The organism is Leptospira fluminis (genome assembly GCF_004771275.1).
Taxonomy (GTDB): Bacteria; Spirochaetota; Leptospiria; order Leptospirales; family Leptospiraceae; genus Leptospira_B; species Leptospira_B fluminis.
The window spans coordinates 35,210-51,222 of the sequence record NZ_RQEV01000009.1; the positions used below are offsets into that span (position 1 = coordinate 35,210).

Sequence of the window (16,013 nt, forward strand, 5' to 3'; positions counted from 1 at the left end):
GGAATCGAGAACTGTTTGTAAAAAATGCTTTGGAAGTTTTAGAAAGCCGGAATAGCGTGACATAATCCTAAAAACGCTATAGATCCGATCGGAGTTTCATATGAGGAGCATGCTATGAAGCTAAATAGACATTTCACTAAGCCATCAGAAGGCTTTTCCGCAAAATTAAATTGGGCCAAACGGAATTCCAGGATTTCCAATCCGGACGGTTCCGTAGTCTTCGAAGCGAAAGACATTCTCGTGCCCGAGCAATGGTCCCAAGTGGCGGTGGATATCTTAGCTCAGAAATATTTCCGGAGAAAAGGAGTTCCGAAATACCTCAAAAAAGTCGAGGAAAAAGGCATTCCGAGCTGGCTCCAGCGCTCCGAACCGGATCTAGAGAAGCTAGAATCCTTAAAACAGGAAGACCGTTTCGGGGGTGAAACCTCCGCTCTCCAGGTATTCCATAGATTGGCCGGTTGCTGGACCTATTGGGGATACAAATACGGATATTTTAGCGATGAAGAAAGCGCAAAAGTGTTCTTTGATGAAGTCGTTTACATGCTCGCTTCACAAATGGCAGCGCCTAATTCTCCGCAATGGTTCAATACGGGACTCCACTGGGCGTACGGAATCGATGGCAAATCCCAAGGACATTTTTATGTGGATCCTAAGTCCGGAAAACTCGTAAAATCGGCTTCCGCGTACGAACACCCCCAACCTCACGCCTGCTTTATCCAAAGCGTGGATGACGATCTCGTGAACGAGGGCGGAATCATGGATCTTTGGGTGAGAGAAGCTCGCCTGTTCAAATACGGATCCGGAACCGGGACGAATTTTTCCAACCTTCGGGCCGAAAACGAGTCTCTCTCCGGAGGAGGAAAAAGTTCCGGGCTCATGAGTTTCTTGAAGATCGGGGACAGAGCCGCCGGAGCGATCAAATCGGGAGGAACCACTCGACGTGCCGCTAAAATGGTCTGTCTGGATGTGGATCACCCGGATATCGACCGTTTTGTGGATTGGAAGGTGGAAGAAGAGAAGAAAGTCGCTTCTCTCGTTACTGGATCGATTCTGAACAACCGCCATCTGAATTCGATCATAAAAGCGTGTTACGAAATGGAAGGTCCGGATCGTTTCGAACCTAAAAAGAACCTGGCCTTAAAAAAGGCGGTCTTAGAAGCGAAGAAGGTTCTGATTCCGGACAATTATATCAAGAGAGTGATCGACCTTGCCAAACAAGGCTATAAAGAAATCCTTTTCGAAGAGCTGACCACCGATTGGCAATCCGAAGCGTACAATACGGTTTCCGGCCAGAACAGCAATAACTCGGTGCGTTTGCCGAACGAATTTATGACCGCGGTGGAACAGGACCAACCCTGGCACTTGTACAATAGAACCGAAAAAGAAAAGGCTCTGAAAGAAAAGAGAGCTCCGAAGCCGGCAAAGACGATCCGGGCTCGGGAACTTTGGGATAGGATTTCCTATGCGGCTTGGTCCTCTGCGGATCCAGGTACCCAATACCATACTACGATTAACGAATGGCATACTTGTCCTGAAGACGGGGATATTCACGCATCCAATCCTTGTTCGGAATACATGTTCCTGGACAACACCGCTTGCAACTTGGCGTCCGCCAATCTACAGAAATTCATCGATCCGGAAACTCTCGTATTCGATGTTCAAGGCTTCCGTTACCTATGCGAACTTTGGACGATGATCCTCGAAATTTCCGTAACAATGGCTCAATTCCCTTCCAGAGAAATTGCGGAACTTTCCTATAAATTCCGTACTCTAGGGTTGGGATATGCGAACTTAGGCTCCGCTCTCATGATCCTCGGAATCCCTTACGATTCCAAAGAAGCGATGGCGATTACGGGAGCAATCACTGCGATCATGCACATGACCGCCTACTCTATTTCTGCGGAAATGGCTAAAGAGCTCGGTCCTTTTCCCGGATATGAAAAAAACAAAAAGCACATGCTCCGCGTGGTCCGGAATCACAAAAGAGCCGCATACAATGCTCCCTCGGAGGACTACGAAGGTCTTACGATCAAACCGGTAGGAATCGATCCGGCTTTTTGTCCTTCCTATCTGCTCAAAGCCGCACAAGAAGATTCGGATCGAGCGTTGGAATTGGGCGAGAAATTCGGATACCGAAACGCGCAGGTCACCGTGATCGCACCCACCGGAACGATAGGTTTGGTCATGGATTGTGATACGACCGGAATCGAGCCCGATTTTGCGTTGGTAAAATTCAAAAAGCTGGCAGGGGGCGGTTACTTTAAGATCATCAACCAGTCCGTTCCGTTGGCCTTAAGAAAATTAGGATATTCTCCGGCGGAAATCGAATCCATCATCAACTACTGCAAGGGTCACGCGACCTTGAACGGAGCCCCGGTAATCAATACCCAGAGTTTGAAGGAGAAGGGATTCACGAATGAGATTCTGGAAAAAGTAGAGGCTTCTCTTCCTCTCGCCTTCGATATCAATTTCGCCTTTAACAAATTCAATTTGGGAGAAGATTTCCTACAAAAAGGTCTGGGAGTTCCTAAGGAGTCCTACGACTCTTTCGGATTCAATCTCTTGGAATACTTGGGCTTTACCAAGGAAGAGATCAATCGTGCGAACGATTACGTCTGCGGAACCATGACGATCGAAAACGCGCCGTACCTGAAAGAGAAGGATTATCCGGTATTCGATTGCGCGAACAAGTGCGGAAAATACGGAAAGAGATACCTTTCCTACGAATCCCATATCCGGACTATGGCTGCCGCCCAACCGTTTATCAGTGGGGCGATCTCCAAAACGATCAACCTACCCGAAGACGCGACCGTAGAAGACATTAAAAACGCCTATTATCTCTCCTGGAAGGCGATGGTGAAGGCGAATGCCCTTTACCGCGACGGATCCAAACTTTCCCAACCTTTGAACTCCGTTTTGGAATTGCTGAACGGAATCGAATTGGAGGAACAAGAAGAGATCTCGGAAGCGGCAGTTGCAAAAGACCCCGCTGCCTTTGCGGAAAAGGTAATCTACAAGTACATTTCCCATCGCAGGAAATTACCGAACCGACGTGCGGGTTATACCCAAAAAGCCGTCGTGGGTGGACACAAGGTCTACTTACGAACGGGAGAATACGAGGACGGACAGATCGGGGAAATCTTCGTGGATATGCACAAGGAAGGGGCTGCATTTAGAAGTTTGATGAATGCATTCGCGATTTCCGTTTCTTTAGGACTGCAGCACGGTGTTCCTCTGGAGGAATTCGTGGATGCGTTCACTTTCTTCAAATTCGAGCCGAACGGAATCGTTACCGGAAACAAGCATATTAAAATGAGTACTTCCGTGATCGATTTCATCTTTCGGGAGCTCGCGATTACGTATTTGGGTCGCTACGATCTTGGACAAGTGGCACCGGAAGATCTCCGCGGGGACGAGATCGGATCCAGAAAGTCTTCCGAGTCGATACGTCCGACTTCGACTTCCGTAGCTCCGACCTCGGGAATTTCGGCGACGGAAATTCATCGTCCGGAACCCGAAACGATTTCTTATTCCCAGATGATCAAACCGGCTTCCGGGACGGCATTGATGGAAGAAATCAAAATGGCGAAAATCAAAGGATATACCGGAGATTCCTGTACGGAATGCGGTTCCTTTGAGATGGTTCGCAACGGTTCCTGTCTCAAATGTATGTCCTGCGGCGCTACCACAGGTTGTTCCTAAGAGAGACGACAAAAAGAAAAACGGCGGAGGGCAAGAAAGCCCAGAGGCGCTCGAATTCAGTACGGCGCAAAAAAACCTCCTTGGGAATTCCAAGGAGGTTTTTTTATCAATGATTCAATTCTAAGAATTTATAAACCGCCGGGTCCGGCTCCTCCGCTTCCGCTCAATCCGGGGATCTTTACTTCCGGTTTTTGTAATAGACCGGTGACCGGAATGCACTTGCCTCCTCCGTTCTTTTCCAGCAGCGCCAACATGCCCGCCAGGTCCTCCCTTTCCAAAGCGAAATTCCGTTCCAATTCCAGACAGACCCGAAGGTTCAATTGGGAGAATCCCAAAGAATCGGAAAGGCGGATATTTCCGCTGACATCGAACCTTGCGACGGAAGTTTCCAAAATGAATTCGTCTATATCCATGTTTCCCTGGTTCAATCTGGACTTTAAGGAAAATTTATTGATCCGGAAATTTTCGAGTTTATCCAATACCGGAAGTTCCGGTATTCCCGGTAAAAATCCCCTACTACCGGAAGGCATTTCTAATTGAAAGGCTCCGTTTTGTCGGCTGATCGGAAGGGTCGCGGAATCCAGCTTCAGAAACCCTTTTAGGGAATCGATCGTTCCGAGGGGGTTGCCGTCATAATCGAATTTGATTCCCAGAATTTTGAATTCTCCGTTGACCTTTTTGCGAAGTAAAGAAATCAGACCGGCTCGGATTCCAGCCTCGTTGGCTTTGATTCGGAGGCTCGGAGCGTTTATCTCCAAGGACTTAGCGGATATTTCTCCGAAAAGTACGGATACCTTCAATTCGCGGAACGAAAGGGCCGAGGAAACTCCGGATCCGGAATTGATGATGGTGCGAACGATATTCTCATACGGAAAAAGCAGGAACGCAAAGATCAGGAAGGAAAAAATTCCAGTCCCGGCTAATATCAGCTTTTGTTTTACTGTGAATCGCGGCTGGAGTTCCTCTTCCTCTTCGGGGACCTCCTCTAGCTCCATGGTTAGAAATTCCTCTTCCTCGTTGGAAAGGGTTTCTTGGTCCTCCTTGGATTTTTCCCGAGGCATCTGTAAATTACCTCGCTTTCCCGCTGTACGCAGCGATCTTCATGTTCACGTCGTAGGTATTTCGATCCTGATAGGGTTTACTCACCTGAAAGTATTCCACTTTTGCGTTCACCCTTTTATTTTTATCTATGTCGTACGTCACTTTCATCATGGATTCGAGAGTCACTCCCCTGAAATTCACGTCGAATACCAAGACTTGGTATTTTCCCTTATCTATATCTTTGGCGGGGATAGGTTTCATCGTGGAAATGCGGTCTTTGACTCCGTGGTCTAGGAATATTTTCTCCAGTTTGCCCGAGAATTCGCTCGGATCCCTTTCCCCTCCGGTTGTATCCAGGGTGCTGAAATACATATACTCGCCGACGATCTTGTCCAGCTTGGCCAGTTGGCCGGGAGTATCGTTGACGGTTTCGGAGAGTTCCGTTCGGAGTCGGTAAACCTTCCTTCCCGCAATGAAAAAAAGGGCAAGTAGAACCATTCCTCCTGCGGCGAGAAGCAAAAGTCTTTCGCGAGGTTCCAGTTTTTCCCACATAAAACCGTTCGACCTATCGCTCGGATTCGCCGAGTTTCGGTGCGACCTCCATCTTAATTGTAAAGCTTACTTTGTACGTCTTTAAACCGGGATTGATCCGATTGTCTTCTATCGTGATCTTCTTAAACATCTGGGAATTTTCCAAGGACCTTTGGATGACCCCGATTTCCGAATATTCGTTTACCCGTCCTTGGATGGCTATGTGTCCGTTGTCGTACGTAAAACTCTGAAATTGGAACACCTGCATTCCGGGATCCGGAAATTTGGATGAGATTTCGTAAAAAACGTCCAGTACGCTCGGCTTGGATAGATATTTCCGATAGAGTTCGGTCCGGTTTTTAGCTTCGTCCTTCAACTTTCTTGCATATTCTAGAGGATCCGTATCCGCCGGTACCGAGGTTCCGATTGCGGACTTTACTTTTTCCGCCAGGATACGGTTCGAGGCCGCGAGCTTTCTCCGATCGGAAACGATCCCTAAAAAGAAGACTCCCAAAAATATTGCCAAAGAAATTCCCGAGAGGACAAGATGGGGTCGAAACGCGGAGAAGTCGAATAGGTTCTTATTCAACTTTTTCACATAAGGAGTATCTAAAAAGTCGACCTTCGCTTTCCGGGATAAGGCCAATTGATAAGCCATGCCGAAACAGGTCGCGAAACGGTCGATATCTCCGGGAATGAAATCGTACCTCCGAATTTGCAGGCTTAGTTTTTCTCCGAGAAAAGAATCCAAATCCTTGATCTTGCTTCCCTCTCCTGAGAGATATAAGGCTTCCGGACGCTCCGTGTCTCCTACGGAAAGGAAACTTCTTCTCGCTTCCTCAGCTAACCTCTCGAAAAAATCCTGAACGATCCCGAACGCCTTTTTTAAATCCGCGACTTTGAGTTTGTATTCTTTCGCGAACAAATTCAATCCGTCTTCGGGAGGATGAAATGGCTCGAATTGGAGACTCGTTTTTAGAGCTTCCGCTTTTCCGGGATCTATCTTCAATCCCTTCGCGATTTCCTCCGTCAAGTTTTGTCCCCCGAAAGGAAGAAACCTTGTGTGCACGATCTTTCCGTCCCGAGTGATATTCAAGAGACTCGTAGTGCCGCCTATATCGATTTGTGCCGCATTGGCAAAAGGGATTTCCCGATCCAAATGCTTGGCGATAATGGAACCTAGGCATACCGAATCCACGAAGATTCCGCGAAAAACGGTGGTGGTTTCTCGAAACGGATCGGCTAAAGTATCGAATTCTCCGTGGTGAGCCGTGTATGTGATGACGTCGGATTTTTCCTGATCGATTCTCCAGATCGATCCCAGTACTTCCACGGTTTCCATCGGAAACGGAACCCGGCTTTCCACTTCGTACGGAATTACTTCGCGAACCGCTTTTTCCGTTGTAAGCGGTATGGTGATTTCCCGAATGAATAGTTTGTCCAGTGAGAGAGCTAGTACGACCGAAGTTTCCCCGGGAAAATACGTATTTAAGAATCGGAGAAGATTGGTTTCGTATTCCCGCTCTTCCATTTTGGAAATCGGCATGGATTCGGCGCGTAGCATCGTGAGATTTCCCATAACTCTTTGAAAAAGCGCGCCTTTGACGGAGCTTGTGCCGAAATCGATGGTCAGGAATTTTTCGTAAAGGAACATCAATCTTCCCTATAGTATAGCATCATATTGTTCGTAAGATCGAAAATCCCCGTGATCCGTCGGACGGCGATTTTTCCGGATTTTGAGGAAGGTTCTTCCGACTGTCTTCCGGTATCCATCGAAACTTCCCCGACCGCGGTGATCCGAAATATCTCCCCTTTCGTTTTGATCCTCCCACCGGATACGTCGGTTCCCTCCCCCGCCAATTCTTTATATAAGGTTATGCCCCCCACGGAAGGAACCTGAAATTCGGGTAGATTCTCTATATCTTTCGTGTCCTTGAGATAACCGCCTTTTTGAATCTTCAATTTGAGAATCTTCATCGCGGCCTGTCTGGTCATAAAATCGGATAGGGACATTAAAACGAAGTAAGGCGCGGCATTCAAGTTGATTCTATCGTCGTAGTTGCGTTGGTAAGGAACGAAAGCGGTATAATTATTGGCCAAAACGAAATCGGACTCGTTCATGAGAACTTTTTCCTCTTCCGACATGAATTCCTTGGAATACTTTTCCGCATAATCCGCCGGTTTTTGGGAGCCGTATACGATCTTAGGATCGAAGCCTTTTACGGAAGTGAGTTCGGACAAGGAATACAAATATCCGTTCTTGATTTTTCTGGGCGGAACCAATTTTTCATAATAGGAGGCTTCCGTATTGCCCTGGGAGTCGTCGTCTATCCAATCGATCAACGGAGTCAATAATTCCCGTTTTAGGCCCAAGCGTTCCAGCAAACGTTGCGCCATTTCCTGGTTCCGAAGATTGATGTCCTTGGTATCCGCGTTAAAGACGGAGTTCAAATTGATTTTTCCGTCTTCTCCTTGAAGCTTGTAGTAGATAAATCCTCCGCCGAGCGGAACGGGCGGAGGGTTAAGGCCTAGACCGGATTTGTACAATTGCTCCTCCGGAATTTTTCTGAGAGCTCCTAAACCGCCCTGAAATCCGGCCTTAGCCAGAAGCAAGGCCCTGAATCCGGACATCTCCCCTTTGGAAATTTTGTACTCGCTGATGGTCCGATCCGCAAAATCCAACGTAGTGGTAATCGCGGCCATTCCGATTCCCGCTACGAGAAGGATCACGATGGCTCCCCTACGACGCGAATGGCGGAGCCCGTTCGATCTCAGAGTTTTTTTATCTCCGTGTCGGATCATTTGTATAAAATTCCCGGAAAGGCGAGAGTCTCGAATCTCCTCTCCTCCGAACCTATCTTCGCTACGATTTCGATCCGAATCAGCCTCGGAATGTTCTTTGCCTCTCTCGAATCCCATTCCTCTTCCCATTTGGAACCTGTCCGCGAAAATTTGAAGGAAAGACTTTTTACTCCGCTTAAAAGTACGTATTCCTGACCGCCGGCAAAAGGATATTTGTCCACGATTTGATCCTCTCTCCGTATCAAAAGGTACCCCCTTCCCTCCTCTCCTTGCTTTAGAAAGTATTCCACTTCGCGAACCTCCGGAAGAGCGGTTTCTTCCGAATTAGGATGCACAGCGGAAAAAACGATGAAATAATCGTTACTGCTTTCCTTCGGGTGCTTGGTTCCATCCTCGGATTTTCTTCCTCTGCGGCTTACGAACACCAATCTTTTTTCGTTTTGAAAGAAGAAGGTCATGGCAAGAGTACTGCGTATGTTTTCCAGAGCGGACATTGCTTGTTGACGGTCCGCACCTTCTTCGCTGGAATTGTCACGGGAAATTCGCAATAGGGAAGTATAAGTACCGAAAATCATCACTAGCATTCCGCCTAACAGCATTGCGACGATCGAAAGCTCCAATAACGTGAATCCCGAGCGATGCCTACGCCGAAGTAGGGGAATCTTAGATCGTGGAACGCGCATTTTTCGCATCAATTCATCGAGGCCTTAAAGGTTTCCACCGTGTATTTTTCCCGCTTCAGATCACCCTGGTTGTTTCTTTCTCCGGTAGGATACTCGATCGTCACGTAGATATGGAATACTTTGATCAACCCTCCGGTAGCGGAGCCCTGACTGTTTCCGGTTCTCTGGGCGATCAGTTTATTCATTTCGGAATTCCCTCCTCCCAGAAGATCTTCCGGCTTTTTTCCCCCCTTGCCGGCGAGTTTGAGCAAATCTAAATCCTCTTCGTTTACGATCGTAGTATAACGAAATCCTTTATATCCGGGGATATCTCCGGAAGAAACGTCCTTTTGTAGGATACTTGCGGATTCAATCTGAGCCATCTTGATCTTAGCTAAATGGACCGCCTCCGTTTGGAGGGTCGCTAATCTCTTCAGTCGGATTCCGTCTCCGACCGTTCTCAGGACGAAGGCGATCCAACCTGCGGCTATCAATAAGGCGATCGTAATTTCGATCAAAGTGAAGCCCGATCGCTTTCCGCGACGAACGGATTTTCTTTTCCGAGTTTTAAAGAGAGCTAGTACCATAGGTGTCATGTTGTTTGTACCAATCTAGATCTTCCTGGGACACTACCGCTTCTCCCTCTCGAATTTCGGATTTTCCTCCGTATCTTCGAACGATCAATGTCCTCTTTATCTCCGGATCAGGACCCAAATGGATGTAAAAATCTTCGGAGACGGCCAAGGGGGAAAAAGGAATACGGACCTTTCCTTTTACGTACCTGTATCCGCGCGCATCCATGATATCCACTAGGGAGGATGAGGAGGGAAGCTCTTTATCTTCGAAGAGAGGTTTCTCGACCATCCCTTCTTCCCCTCTTTCCACTTCTATAACTTTGTATTTTTCGTCGTCGATATTCAATTCCAGAAAGACGGTCCTTTGGTTCAATTTTGCCCTTCTGTAACAGAAGGTGACCACATTATGCAAAATCGTCGCTTCTTCCTGGGAGCCGGGGGTGAATATTTTTGCGACGGAAGGAAGAACCAGAATCATCAACGTCCCTACTATGAATACGACGATCGCGATTTCGATCAAAGTAAAGCCGCTATTCCTGCCTTTCCTCCTCCCGATCATGGTGGATTATTTTTTCTTGAATTGAGAAGGGTAATCTTCCTCTTTTAGAATGTTGAAGTCGGCGTTTACGCCTTCTCCGCCTTCCTGTCTATCTTTGCCAAGAGTGATGATTTGCATCTCGCCATATTCGTTGAACTTGAGCTTATAAGGAGTCCCCCACGGATCTTTGATGATATCCTTATTGCTGGCCATCGGTCTCCAGTCCTCGGGAACGTCTCCGGTCGTTGGCTTTTCTACGAGGGCCTCCAGACCCTGCTCTTCGCTAGGGTAATTTCCGAATTTTTGCGCGTACCTTTCCAGGTGCATTTGGATTTCGCGACCTTCCTTGCGTAGTTCCATGGAGGCTGTGTCATCTTTGATATCTCCCACGTTGATGCTTGAGATGATGATCGCCATTATCGCCCCTAGAATCGCGACGACGATCGCTAATTCTATGAGAGTAAATCCTCTTCTGCGTTTGTTTCCCGTTTTCAAAGCCGGTCTCCTATCTATCTTAATTTACTATATGCCTTTTAAATTCTGGGTCAAGCTGAACATCGGAACTATGATGGAAGCCATGATGATACCTATCGCAAAACCCATGAAGACGAGCATCAGAGGCTCGATTGCTTGAGTCATCGCCTTCAACGAATTATCGACTTCTGAATCGTAGATTTCGGCCAGCTTGTTCATCATTTCGGGTACCCGATCCGAGACCTCTCCCGCGGACATCATTCCTAAAACCATCTGGGGAAGGATCTCCGAACTTAGGAAAGAGGCGGAAAGTTTTTCCCCTTCCCGGATTCTAGAGGAGGCGTTTCGGATTTCCTCCCCGAAGATGGAATGGTTGACGATCTGCTCCACGATTTGCAGGGATATGATGAGAGGAACCCGGTTGGTAAGTAAGATCCCCAGATTCCTGGCGAAATTGGAAATCAGTACTTTTTTGGAAAGATTACTGATGATCGGTATCCGAAGCACGAATCTTTCCCAGGACAATTTTCCTTCCGGAGTACTCTTGTAATAAAGGAATCCTGCGATACAGAGGAATACGAAAGGAAATAGCAAAAACCACCAATTGGTCACTAGCTTGGAGCTACCGATCACGATCTTCGTGATTAACGGCAAGGGCGCGTCGAACTGAATAAACAGTTGTTCAATCTGGGGGACGACGGTCGTTAGAAGGAAAACGACCACTGCGAGCAGGAGAACGAAAATGATGATGGGATAAACGAGGGAAGTGGTGACTTTGGATTTTAATTCCTGGTTTTTTTCCTCCATCTCAGCCAAACGGATAAGAGCCGTTTCATAATCTCCCGTCCTTTCCCCGACGGAAACCAGGGAAGGGTACTGGTTCGGAAAAATATCCGGATGTTTTTTCATCGCCTCGGAAAGGGAACTTCCTTCCGTAATATCCGCCTGCATCGCGACCACGACCTTTCGAAATACTTCGTGATCCGTTTGCTCCACTATGTTTGCCAAGGATTTGTCCAGAGGGATTCCAGCTCCGACTAGGGTTCCCAACTGGCGGCAGAACATTCCTATGATTTTGCGCGGAACTCTATATAGAAATTTTGCCAGGAAAGGAAACAGCTCCCTGTCCTTTCTTTCCGCATCCTCCGAGATCTGACGTACATAAAGCCCCTTGGACTTTAATTTCGTCCTAGCGGATTGGATGTTCGGGGCATCGATGATCCCTTTTTCTTCCTTTCCTTTTCGGTTAAAGGCTGTGTAGGTATATAAGGCCATTCTAATATCGCCGTTAGGTCACTCTTAATACTTCGTCCGGGGTCGTGACTCCGTCCAAAACCTTGCGGATTCCGTAATCGCGCATCGTCAGGAATCCCTCTTGTTTCGCGATATCGTTGATTTTAGTAGTATCCAGCCCGGCTAGAATTGCGTTCTTAATCTGGGTATCTATGATTAGCAGTTCGTAAATTCCGGTCCTCCCTTTGAATCCCGTACCCATGCAATGATTGCAACCTTCCCCTTTATGCAAGAGGCCGTTCTTCAACGATTTCCGGGGAATACCTAAGGATTCGAGTTCCGCCGGAGAAGGTTTGTACGAAGTCTTACATTTCGGACATATCGTACGAACCAGACGTTGGGCCATGAACCCTAAGACGGTGGAAGTGATCAGATAAGGCTCGATTCCCATATCCACGAGTCGTGTCGCCGCGGATGCGGAGTCGTTCGTGTGCAAGGTAGAGAATACCAAGTGCCCCGTCAGAGAGGCTTGGATGGCTATCCGCGCCGTTTCCTCGTCCCGGATCTCTCCTACCATGATGATGTCCGGGTCCTGTCTCAGAATGGCTCGAAGGCCGGTCGCGAACGTAAGGCCGATTTTTTCCTGCATCTGCATTTGGGAGACGCCGTCGATCTGGTATTCCACCGGATCTTCGCAGGTGATGATGTTTCTCTCTTCCGTATTTAGTTCCGTCAAAGCGGAATACAAGGTTGTGGATTTACCGGAACCCGTCGGACCGGTCACCAGAATGATTCCGTGAGGTTGATAAATGAGCGAGCGAAGTTCTTTTAACAAATCCGAATAAAAGCCCATGGTCTCAAGGGAATATTTCTGATCCGTTTTGTTCAAGAGACGCATTACGATCCTCTCTCCGAACTGGCAAGGAATCGTGGAAACGCGGATATCGATATCTTTTCCGGCCAATCTAAGTTTGATCCGTCCGTCTTGGGGAAGACGATTCTCCGCGATATTCAAGTTGGACATGATCTTGATACGAGACGTGATTCCGGCATGATAGGATTTCGGAGGACTGAGTACATTATGCAGAATCCCGTCTATCCTGTAGCGAACTACCAGGCTTTTTTCGTAGGGCTCGACGTGTATATCCGATGCCCTTTCGTTCACTGCTTGGGAAAGGATGACGTTTACCATCTTGATGATCGGAGCGTCGTCCGACAAATCGATGGTTTCGTTATCGAAACCTTCCGCAAGTTCCGAAAAGCTTCCCTCCATCTCGTTCAGAAGGTCTTTTGCGGCGGCGGAAGTGGTATCGAAATGAGAATGTATGATTCTCATGATTTCCGGTTCGGGAGCGAGTACGAACTCCACTTTAAATTCCCGGAGAGAAAAACGCACGTCGTCCATCGGGTGAAGGTCGCTCGGGTCCGAAATGGCCACCTTCACCGTATGTTTGGAAATTTCGAAAGGGACGAGTCTACTTTTTTGGATTAGTTTCAGTGGGATTTTTTGATACGCCTCATCCATACCTTTGAACTCCAGCTTTTCCTGGAAATTCATCCTGTATAGACGAGCCATGGCCTTGAGAACGTCCACTTCCCCGGCGATCCCTTTCTTTTGCAGGATATGTCCGAGCGGGAGGTTGTTTTTTTTCTGGAGCTTGAGAGAATCCTCCAGATCCTTCGGGGAGATGATTCCCTCTTCGACGAGTATATCGCCTAGAGTTTTCATTTTACTATTCCCCTCTTTCTTTGATCGTAGTTTCCCGATTCAGGATCTTTTCTCTCTCCAGCTCGTAACGTTCTTGCTGAAGTTTTTTCTTGGCGGTCATCTTGTCCGCGAGTTCCCTGTTGTCCAAAATATGCGGAGTAATGAAAACCATCAGATTTGTCTTCTTATTCTGCTCCGTAGTTCTTCTGAATGCCCATCCCAAATAAGGGATATCGCCCAGAAGCGGAATCTTGATCAGCCGCTTCTCCTTGTCGCTGGAGATTAGACCTCCGATTACGATCGTTTGTCGATTGTCTAAAGTAATCGTAGTTTTTATTTCCCTTCTATTGAAGGTAGGGTTTCCTCCGGAAAGTGCGATAGAGGCTATGTTCTTGATTTCCTGGAGCAAGTCCAAAGTGATCTTGTTGTTCTTATTTACGTGCGGCGTGAATTTCAGTTTGATTCCGGTCGGACGATACTCGTATTGGTCGACGGTGACCGCATTCGCTCCTCCCAGACCTGCGTTCCTACTTTGGGTACGGACCGGAACGTCCTGCCCGACGTTGATCTCCGCCTCTTGGTTGTCCAAGGTCAGCACTTGCGGTGCCGAAAGAACGTTGAAATTTTCATTTCCTTGATTCGCGCTCAAAATCCCCAGGATCTGCTGGGAACCCGCTTGGACGAATCCGAGAGAGAAGCCGGACAGAGTATTCACGTTCGGATTCATTCTTCCGCTGGAATTGATGATATTTCCTTCCTTTGCGAGACCGGAGTTGAACTGACCGTACGGTCCCTGGTTTAGATAGCGCCAGTCTATACCGAAATCGTTTTGGTCGTTGGAAGAAAGTTCCACGATCAGAACTTCCAGCAGAACCTGCTTTCTGGAAGAGTCCAGGATCCGTATGATTTTACGGATTTCGTTCCATTCCGCTTCGGTAGCGGTAACGATAACCGAATTGGATTCCTTGTGGGAAACCGCTTTTATTTTTTCCACTTTTGCGGGTGGAGGAGGAGGAACTCCCGGCTGGTTGGAAACAGGTGCGGGTTGGTCTCCGACGACGGGGTTGTCCAATTTGATAAGAGTAGCGGCGATTTTTTCCGCCTCGCTATGCTCTAGGGTATAAATGTGAATGTCCCCTGCGGAAGATACCGACCCGGGAGTGCCTTCGCTCGCTTTGGCGTCCAATTCATTCACTAGAATCAACAATTTATTGATATCCGCAGTGGATCCGGAAAGCACGATGGTATTCGTATTTCTGTATACGATGATATCCGTATTCGGGGAAGTAAGTCTCTTTAAAACCGGCTCCAGTTCCTCCGGTTTGACGTTCTCCACGGGAATGATTTGGGTGATGATCCGATTGTCGGTCGCCTCCGTCTCCGAAATAGGCTCCTTGCCCACACGGATAAAGGAGGACCTTGCCAGAGCATCCTTCATTTTTACGATCGTAATCAGATCCGCCTCTTCCACGATTGCGAATCCCATGGATTCCAAGACGGCCTTCATAAAAGAGAAGGCATTTTTAACGGGAATTTCCTTTTGAGAGATGATGGTGATTTTCTTTCCTTTTAGGCTTTCGTCCAAAAGGATATTCTTCTTCAGGATGGCGCTCATCCCTTTTAAGAAATCGTTCAACTCCGTATCTCTCCAATTCGCAAAGAAAGTCCTTTCTTTAGAGTCTTCCGTGGGTGTCGAACGCTTGGTCCCTTTCTTTGTGGATTGGGAATGTATTGTCTCTGTATAAGTCATCAAAAGCAACAGGGTAATCGTTGCCGTCTTCAGATATTTGACTTTAGGATTTAACTTACGCATGCAACCTTCAATTTCGAATGATAAATTCATAGGAGAGCATCTTCCCCCCTCGTTCCACATCTACGGATATTTTTTCGGCATTTTTGATGGAGTTCCAGATCTCCAACATTTTTTCCGTTTCGTTTAAGGGCATTCCGTTCACCCTTCGTACCACGTCTCCGCTACGGGCTCCCAGAGCGTAGAAAATATGATCGTTACCTATGCTATATATCTTGTATCCGGTGATCGCGTTATTTTCCATAAAAGGACCGAACCTGGCGTTCTTATATATGGCGGTAGGATCCTTCAATTTTTTATTCACGTCCTGTCTGGAAAGGACTTTCCGGATGGAATCTCCCGAGCTTTTGGCGCCCGAATCCGCAGCACCGGCGGGCCCGCCTGCCAACTTCGTCCTGGCCTCTCCGGGAGTCTGGCCGATTTCCACTTTTAGGGAGCCCCCCCCTTTTTCCAGTACAACATGAGTCAGATTGATGGTCTTGATTTTATATCCGCCGACGGTTTCTCCCGTGGCGAATTCCTCTGCGGCCTGCTTTCCTTTTTCCAGGATCGTGACTCGAGCAAAGCTCCAATGTCCGCTGAGAGTTCCCGTAACCCGCATATCCTCCCCTTCTCCGGAATCCGGCGGGGCGCCTCCCTCCACTCCTGCCGCAGCCTCGCCCACAGGAGCTAAGCTACCCCGGAACAGATTTCCGGTCACCATCTCCTCGTAAGAGGACATAGCAATCGTGATCGGAGGGGCCGTCCTACGAACGGGCGCATTCGAAGCTCCCGTCTGGATATCGGGAGTCAGAAATAACAGGAGCACTCCCCGGAACAGATAAGCCAGGGAAAGGGAAAATAAGATTACGATCGGAATCAGTGCGTAAAAAGTATTTTTCCGTAGCTCGATAAAAAACGCGTTCATGGGTAATGGTGATTCGAACCTTTCGTACGG

At 47.9% G+C, this 16,013-nt stretch carries 13 protein-coding genes; 1 reads left to right on the top strand and 12 read right to left on the bottom strand.

The window, feature by feature from the left end; translation table 11 throughout:
• Nucleotides 1-114: 114 nt before the first annotated feature.
• Complete coding sequence (locus EHO61_RS08290) at nucleotides 115-3,702, top strand: vitamin B12-dependent ribonucleotide reductase (RefSeq protein ID WP_135813170.1); 3,588 nt, start codon at nucleotides 115-117, stop codon at nucleotides 3,700-3,702.
• A gap of 128 nt (nucleotides 3,703-3,830) precedes the next feature.
• Here the strand turns inward: EHO61_RS08290 and gspN are convergent, their stop codons facing one another.
• The 12 genes from gspN to EHO61_RS08350 are packed head-to-tail and all read right to left on the bottom strand — an operon-like array spanning nucleotide 3,831 to nucleotide 15,983.
• Nucleotides 3,831-4,763, bottom strand: coding sequence for a type II secretion system protein GspN (gene gspN, locus EHO61_RS08295; RefSeq protein ID WP_135813171.1), 933 nt, complete (start codon nucleotides 4,761-4,763; stop codon nucleotides 3,831-3,833).
• A gap of 7 nt (nucleotides 4,764-4,770) precedes the next feature.
• The gene (locus tag EHO61_RS08300) at nucleotides 4,771-5,295 is read right to left on the bottom strand and encodes a hypothetical protein (protein WP_135813172.1); all 525 of its coding nucleotides are present in this window, start codon (nucleotides 5,293-5,295) and stop codon (nucleotides 4,771-4,773) included.
• 13 nt (nucleotides 5,296-5,308) lie between these two features.
• Entirely contained in the window at nucleotides 5,309-6,928 is a 1,620-nt protein-coding gene (locus EHO61_RS08305; RefSeq protein ID WP_135813173.1) for a cell division FtsA domain-containing protein, read from the bottom strand.
• On the bottom strand, nucleotides 6,928-8,076 hold the full coding sequence (locus EHO61_RS08310) for a type II secretion system minor pseudopilin (RefSeq protein ID WP_135813174.1): 1,149 nt from the start codon (nucleotides 8,074-8,076) through the stop codon (nucleotides 6,928-6,930). The genes EHO61_RS08305 and EHO61_RS08310 overlap by 1 nt, the downstream gene beginning before the upstream one ends.
• A complete protein-coding gene (locus EHO61_RS08315; protein ID WP_167884833.1) occupies nucleotides 8,073-8,759 on the bottom strand; it encodes a type II secretion system protein GspJ in 687 nt (228 codons plus the stop codon). The genes EHO61_RS08310 and EHO61_RS08315 overlap by 4 nt, the downstream gene beginning before the upstream one ends.
• Before the next feature lie 8 nt (nucleotides 8,760-8,767).
• Entirely contained in the window at nucleotides 8,768-9,325 is a 558-nt protein-coding gene (locus EHO61_RS08320) for a type IV pilus modification PilV family protein (protein ID WP_135768925.1), read from the bottom strand.
• Complete coding sequence (locus EHO61_RS08325) at nucleotides 9,306-9,872, bottom strand: type II secretion system protein (RefSeq protein WP_135768830.1); 567 nt, start codon at nucleotides 9,870-9,872, stop codon at nucleotides 9,306-9,308. Before EHO61_RS08325 ends, EHO61_RS08320 begins: the two co-directional genes overlap by 20 nt.
• A 6-nt stretch (nucleotides 9,873-9,878) precedes the next feature.
• A complete protein-coding gene (gspG, locus tag EHO61_RS08330) occupies nucleotides 9,879-10,346 on the bottom strand; it encodes a type II secretion system major pseudopilin GspG (protein WP_135768831.1) in 468 nt (155 codons plus the stop codon).
• Between the two features lie 27 nt (nucleotides 10,347-10,373).
• A complete protein-coding gene (locus tag EHO61_RS08335; RefSeq protein WP_135768832.1) occupies nucleotides 10,374-11,600 on the bottom strand; it encodes a type II secretion system F family protein in 1,227 nt (408 codons plus the stop codon).
• Nucleotides 11,601-11,613: 13 nt separating this feature from the next.
• Complete coding sequence (gene gspE / locus EHO61_RS08340) at nucleotides 11,614-13,287, bottom strand: type II secretion system ATPase GspE (RefSeq protein WP_135813176.1); 1,674 nt, start codon at nucleotides 13,285-13,287, stop codon at nucleotides 11,614-11,616.
• A gap of 4 nt (nucleotides 13,288-13,291) precedes the next feature.
• Complete coding sequence (gspD, locus tag EHO61_RS08345; protein WP_135813265.1) at nucleotides 13,292-15,079, bottom strand: type II secretion system secretin GspD; 1,788 nt, start codon at nucleotides 15,077-15,079, stop codon at nucleotides 13,292-13,294.
• A gap of 7 nt (nucleotides 15,080-15,086) precedes the next feature.
• Nucleotides 15,087-15,983, bottom strand: a complete 897-nt coding sequence (locus EHO61_RS08350) for a general secretion pathway protein GspC (protein ID WP_135813177.1) — start codon at nucleotides 15,981-15,983, stop codon at nucleotides 15,087-15,089.
• Between the last annotated feature and the right edge of the window lie 30 nt (nucleotides 15,984-16,013).

Coding starts and splice junctions, on each gene's coding strand:
- EHO61_RS08290 (WP_135813170.1), top strand. CDS start 115: ATGAAGCTAAATAGACATTTCACTAAGCCATCAGAAGGCTTTTCCGCA.
- EHO61_RS08350 (WP_135813177.1), bottom strand. CDS start 15,983: ATGAACGCGTTTTTTATCGAGCTACGGAAAAATACTTTTTACGCACTG.
- EHO61_RS08320 (WP_135768925.1), bottom strand. CDS start 9,325: ATGGTACTAGCTCTCTTTAAAACTCGGAAAAGAAAATCCGTTCGTCGC.
- EHO61_RS08300 (WP_135813172.1), bottom strand. CDS start 5,295: ATGTGGGAAAAACTGGAACCTCGCGAAAGACTTTTGCTTCTCGCCGCA.
- EHO61_RS08325 (WP_135768830.1), bottom strand. CDS start 9,872: ATGATCGGGAGGAGGAAAGGCAGGAATAGCGGCTTTACTTTGATCGAA.
- gspE (WP_135813176.1), bottom strand. CDS start 13,287: ATGAAAACTCTAGGCGATATACTCGTCGAAGAGGGAATCATCTCCCCG.
- gspN (WP_135813171.1), bottom strand. CDS start 4,763: ATGCCTCGGGAAAAATCCAAGGAGGACCAAGAAACCCTTTCCAACGAG.
- gspD (WP_135813265.1), bottom strand. CDS start 15,079: ATGCGTAAGTTAAATCCTAAAGTCAAATATCTGAAGACGGCAACGATT.
- EHO61_RS08305 (WP_135813173.1), bottom strand. CDS start 6,928: ATGTTCCTTTACGAAAAATTCCTGACCATCGATTTCGGCACAAGCTCC.
- EHO61_RS08335 (WP_135768832.1), bottom strand. CDS start 11,600: ATGGCCTTATATACCTACACAGCCTTTAACCGAAAAGGAAAGGAAGAA.
- EHO61_RS08310 (WP_135813174.1), bottom strand. CDS start 8,076: ATGATCCGACACGGAGATAAAAAAACTCTGAGATCGAACGGGCTCCGC.
- EHO61_RS08315 (WP_167884833.1), bottom strand. CDS start 8,759: ATGCGCGTTCCACGATCTAAGATTCCCCTACTTCGGCGTAGGCATCGC.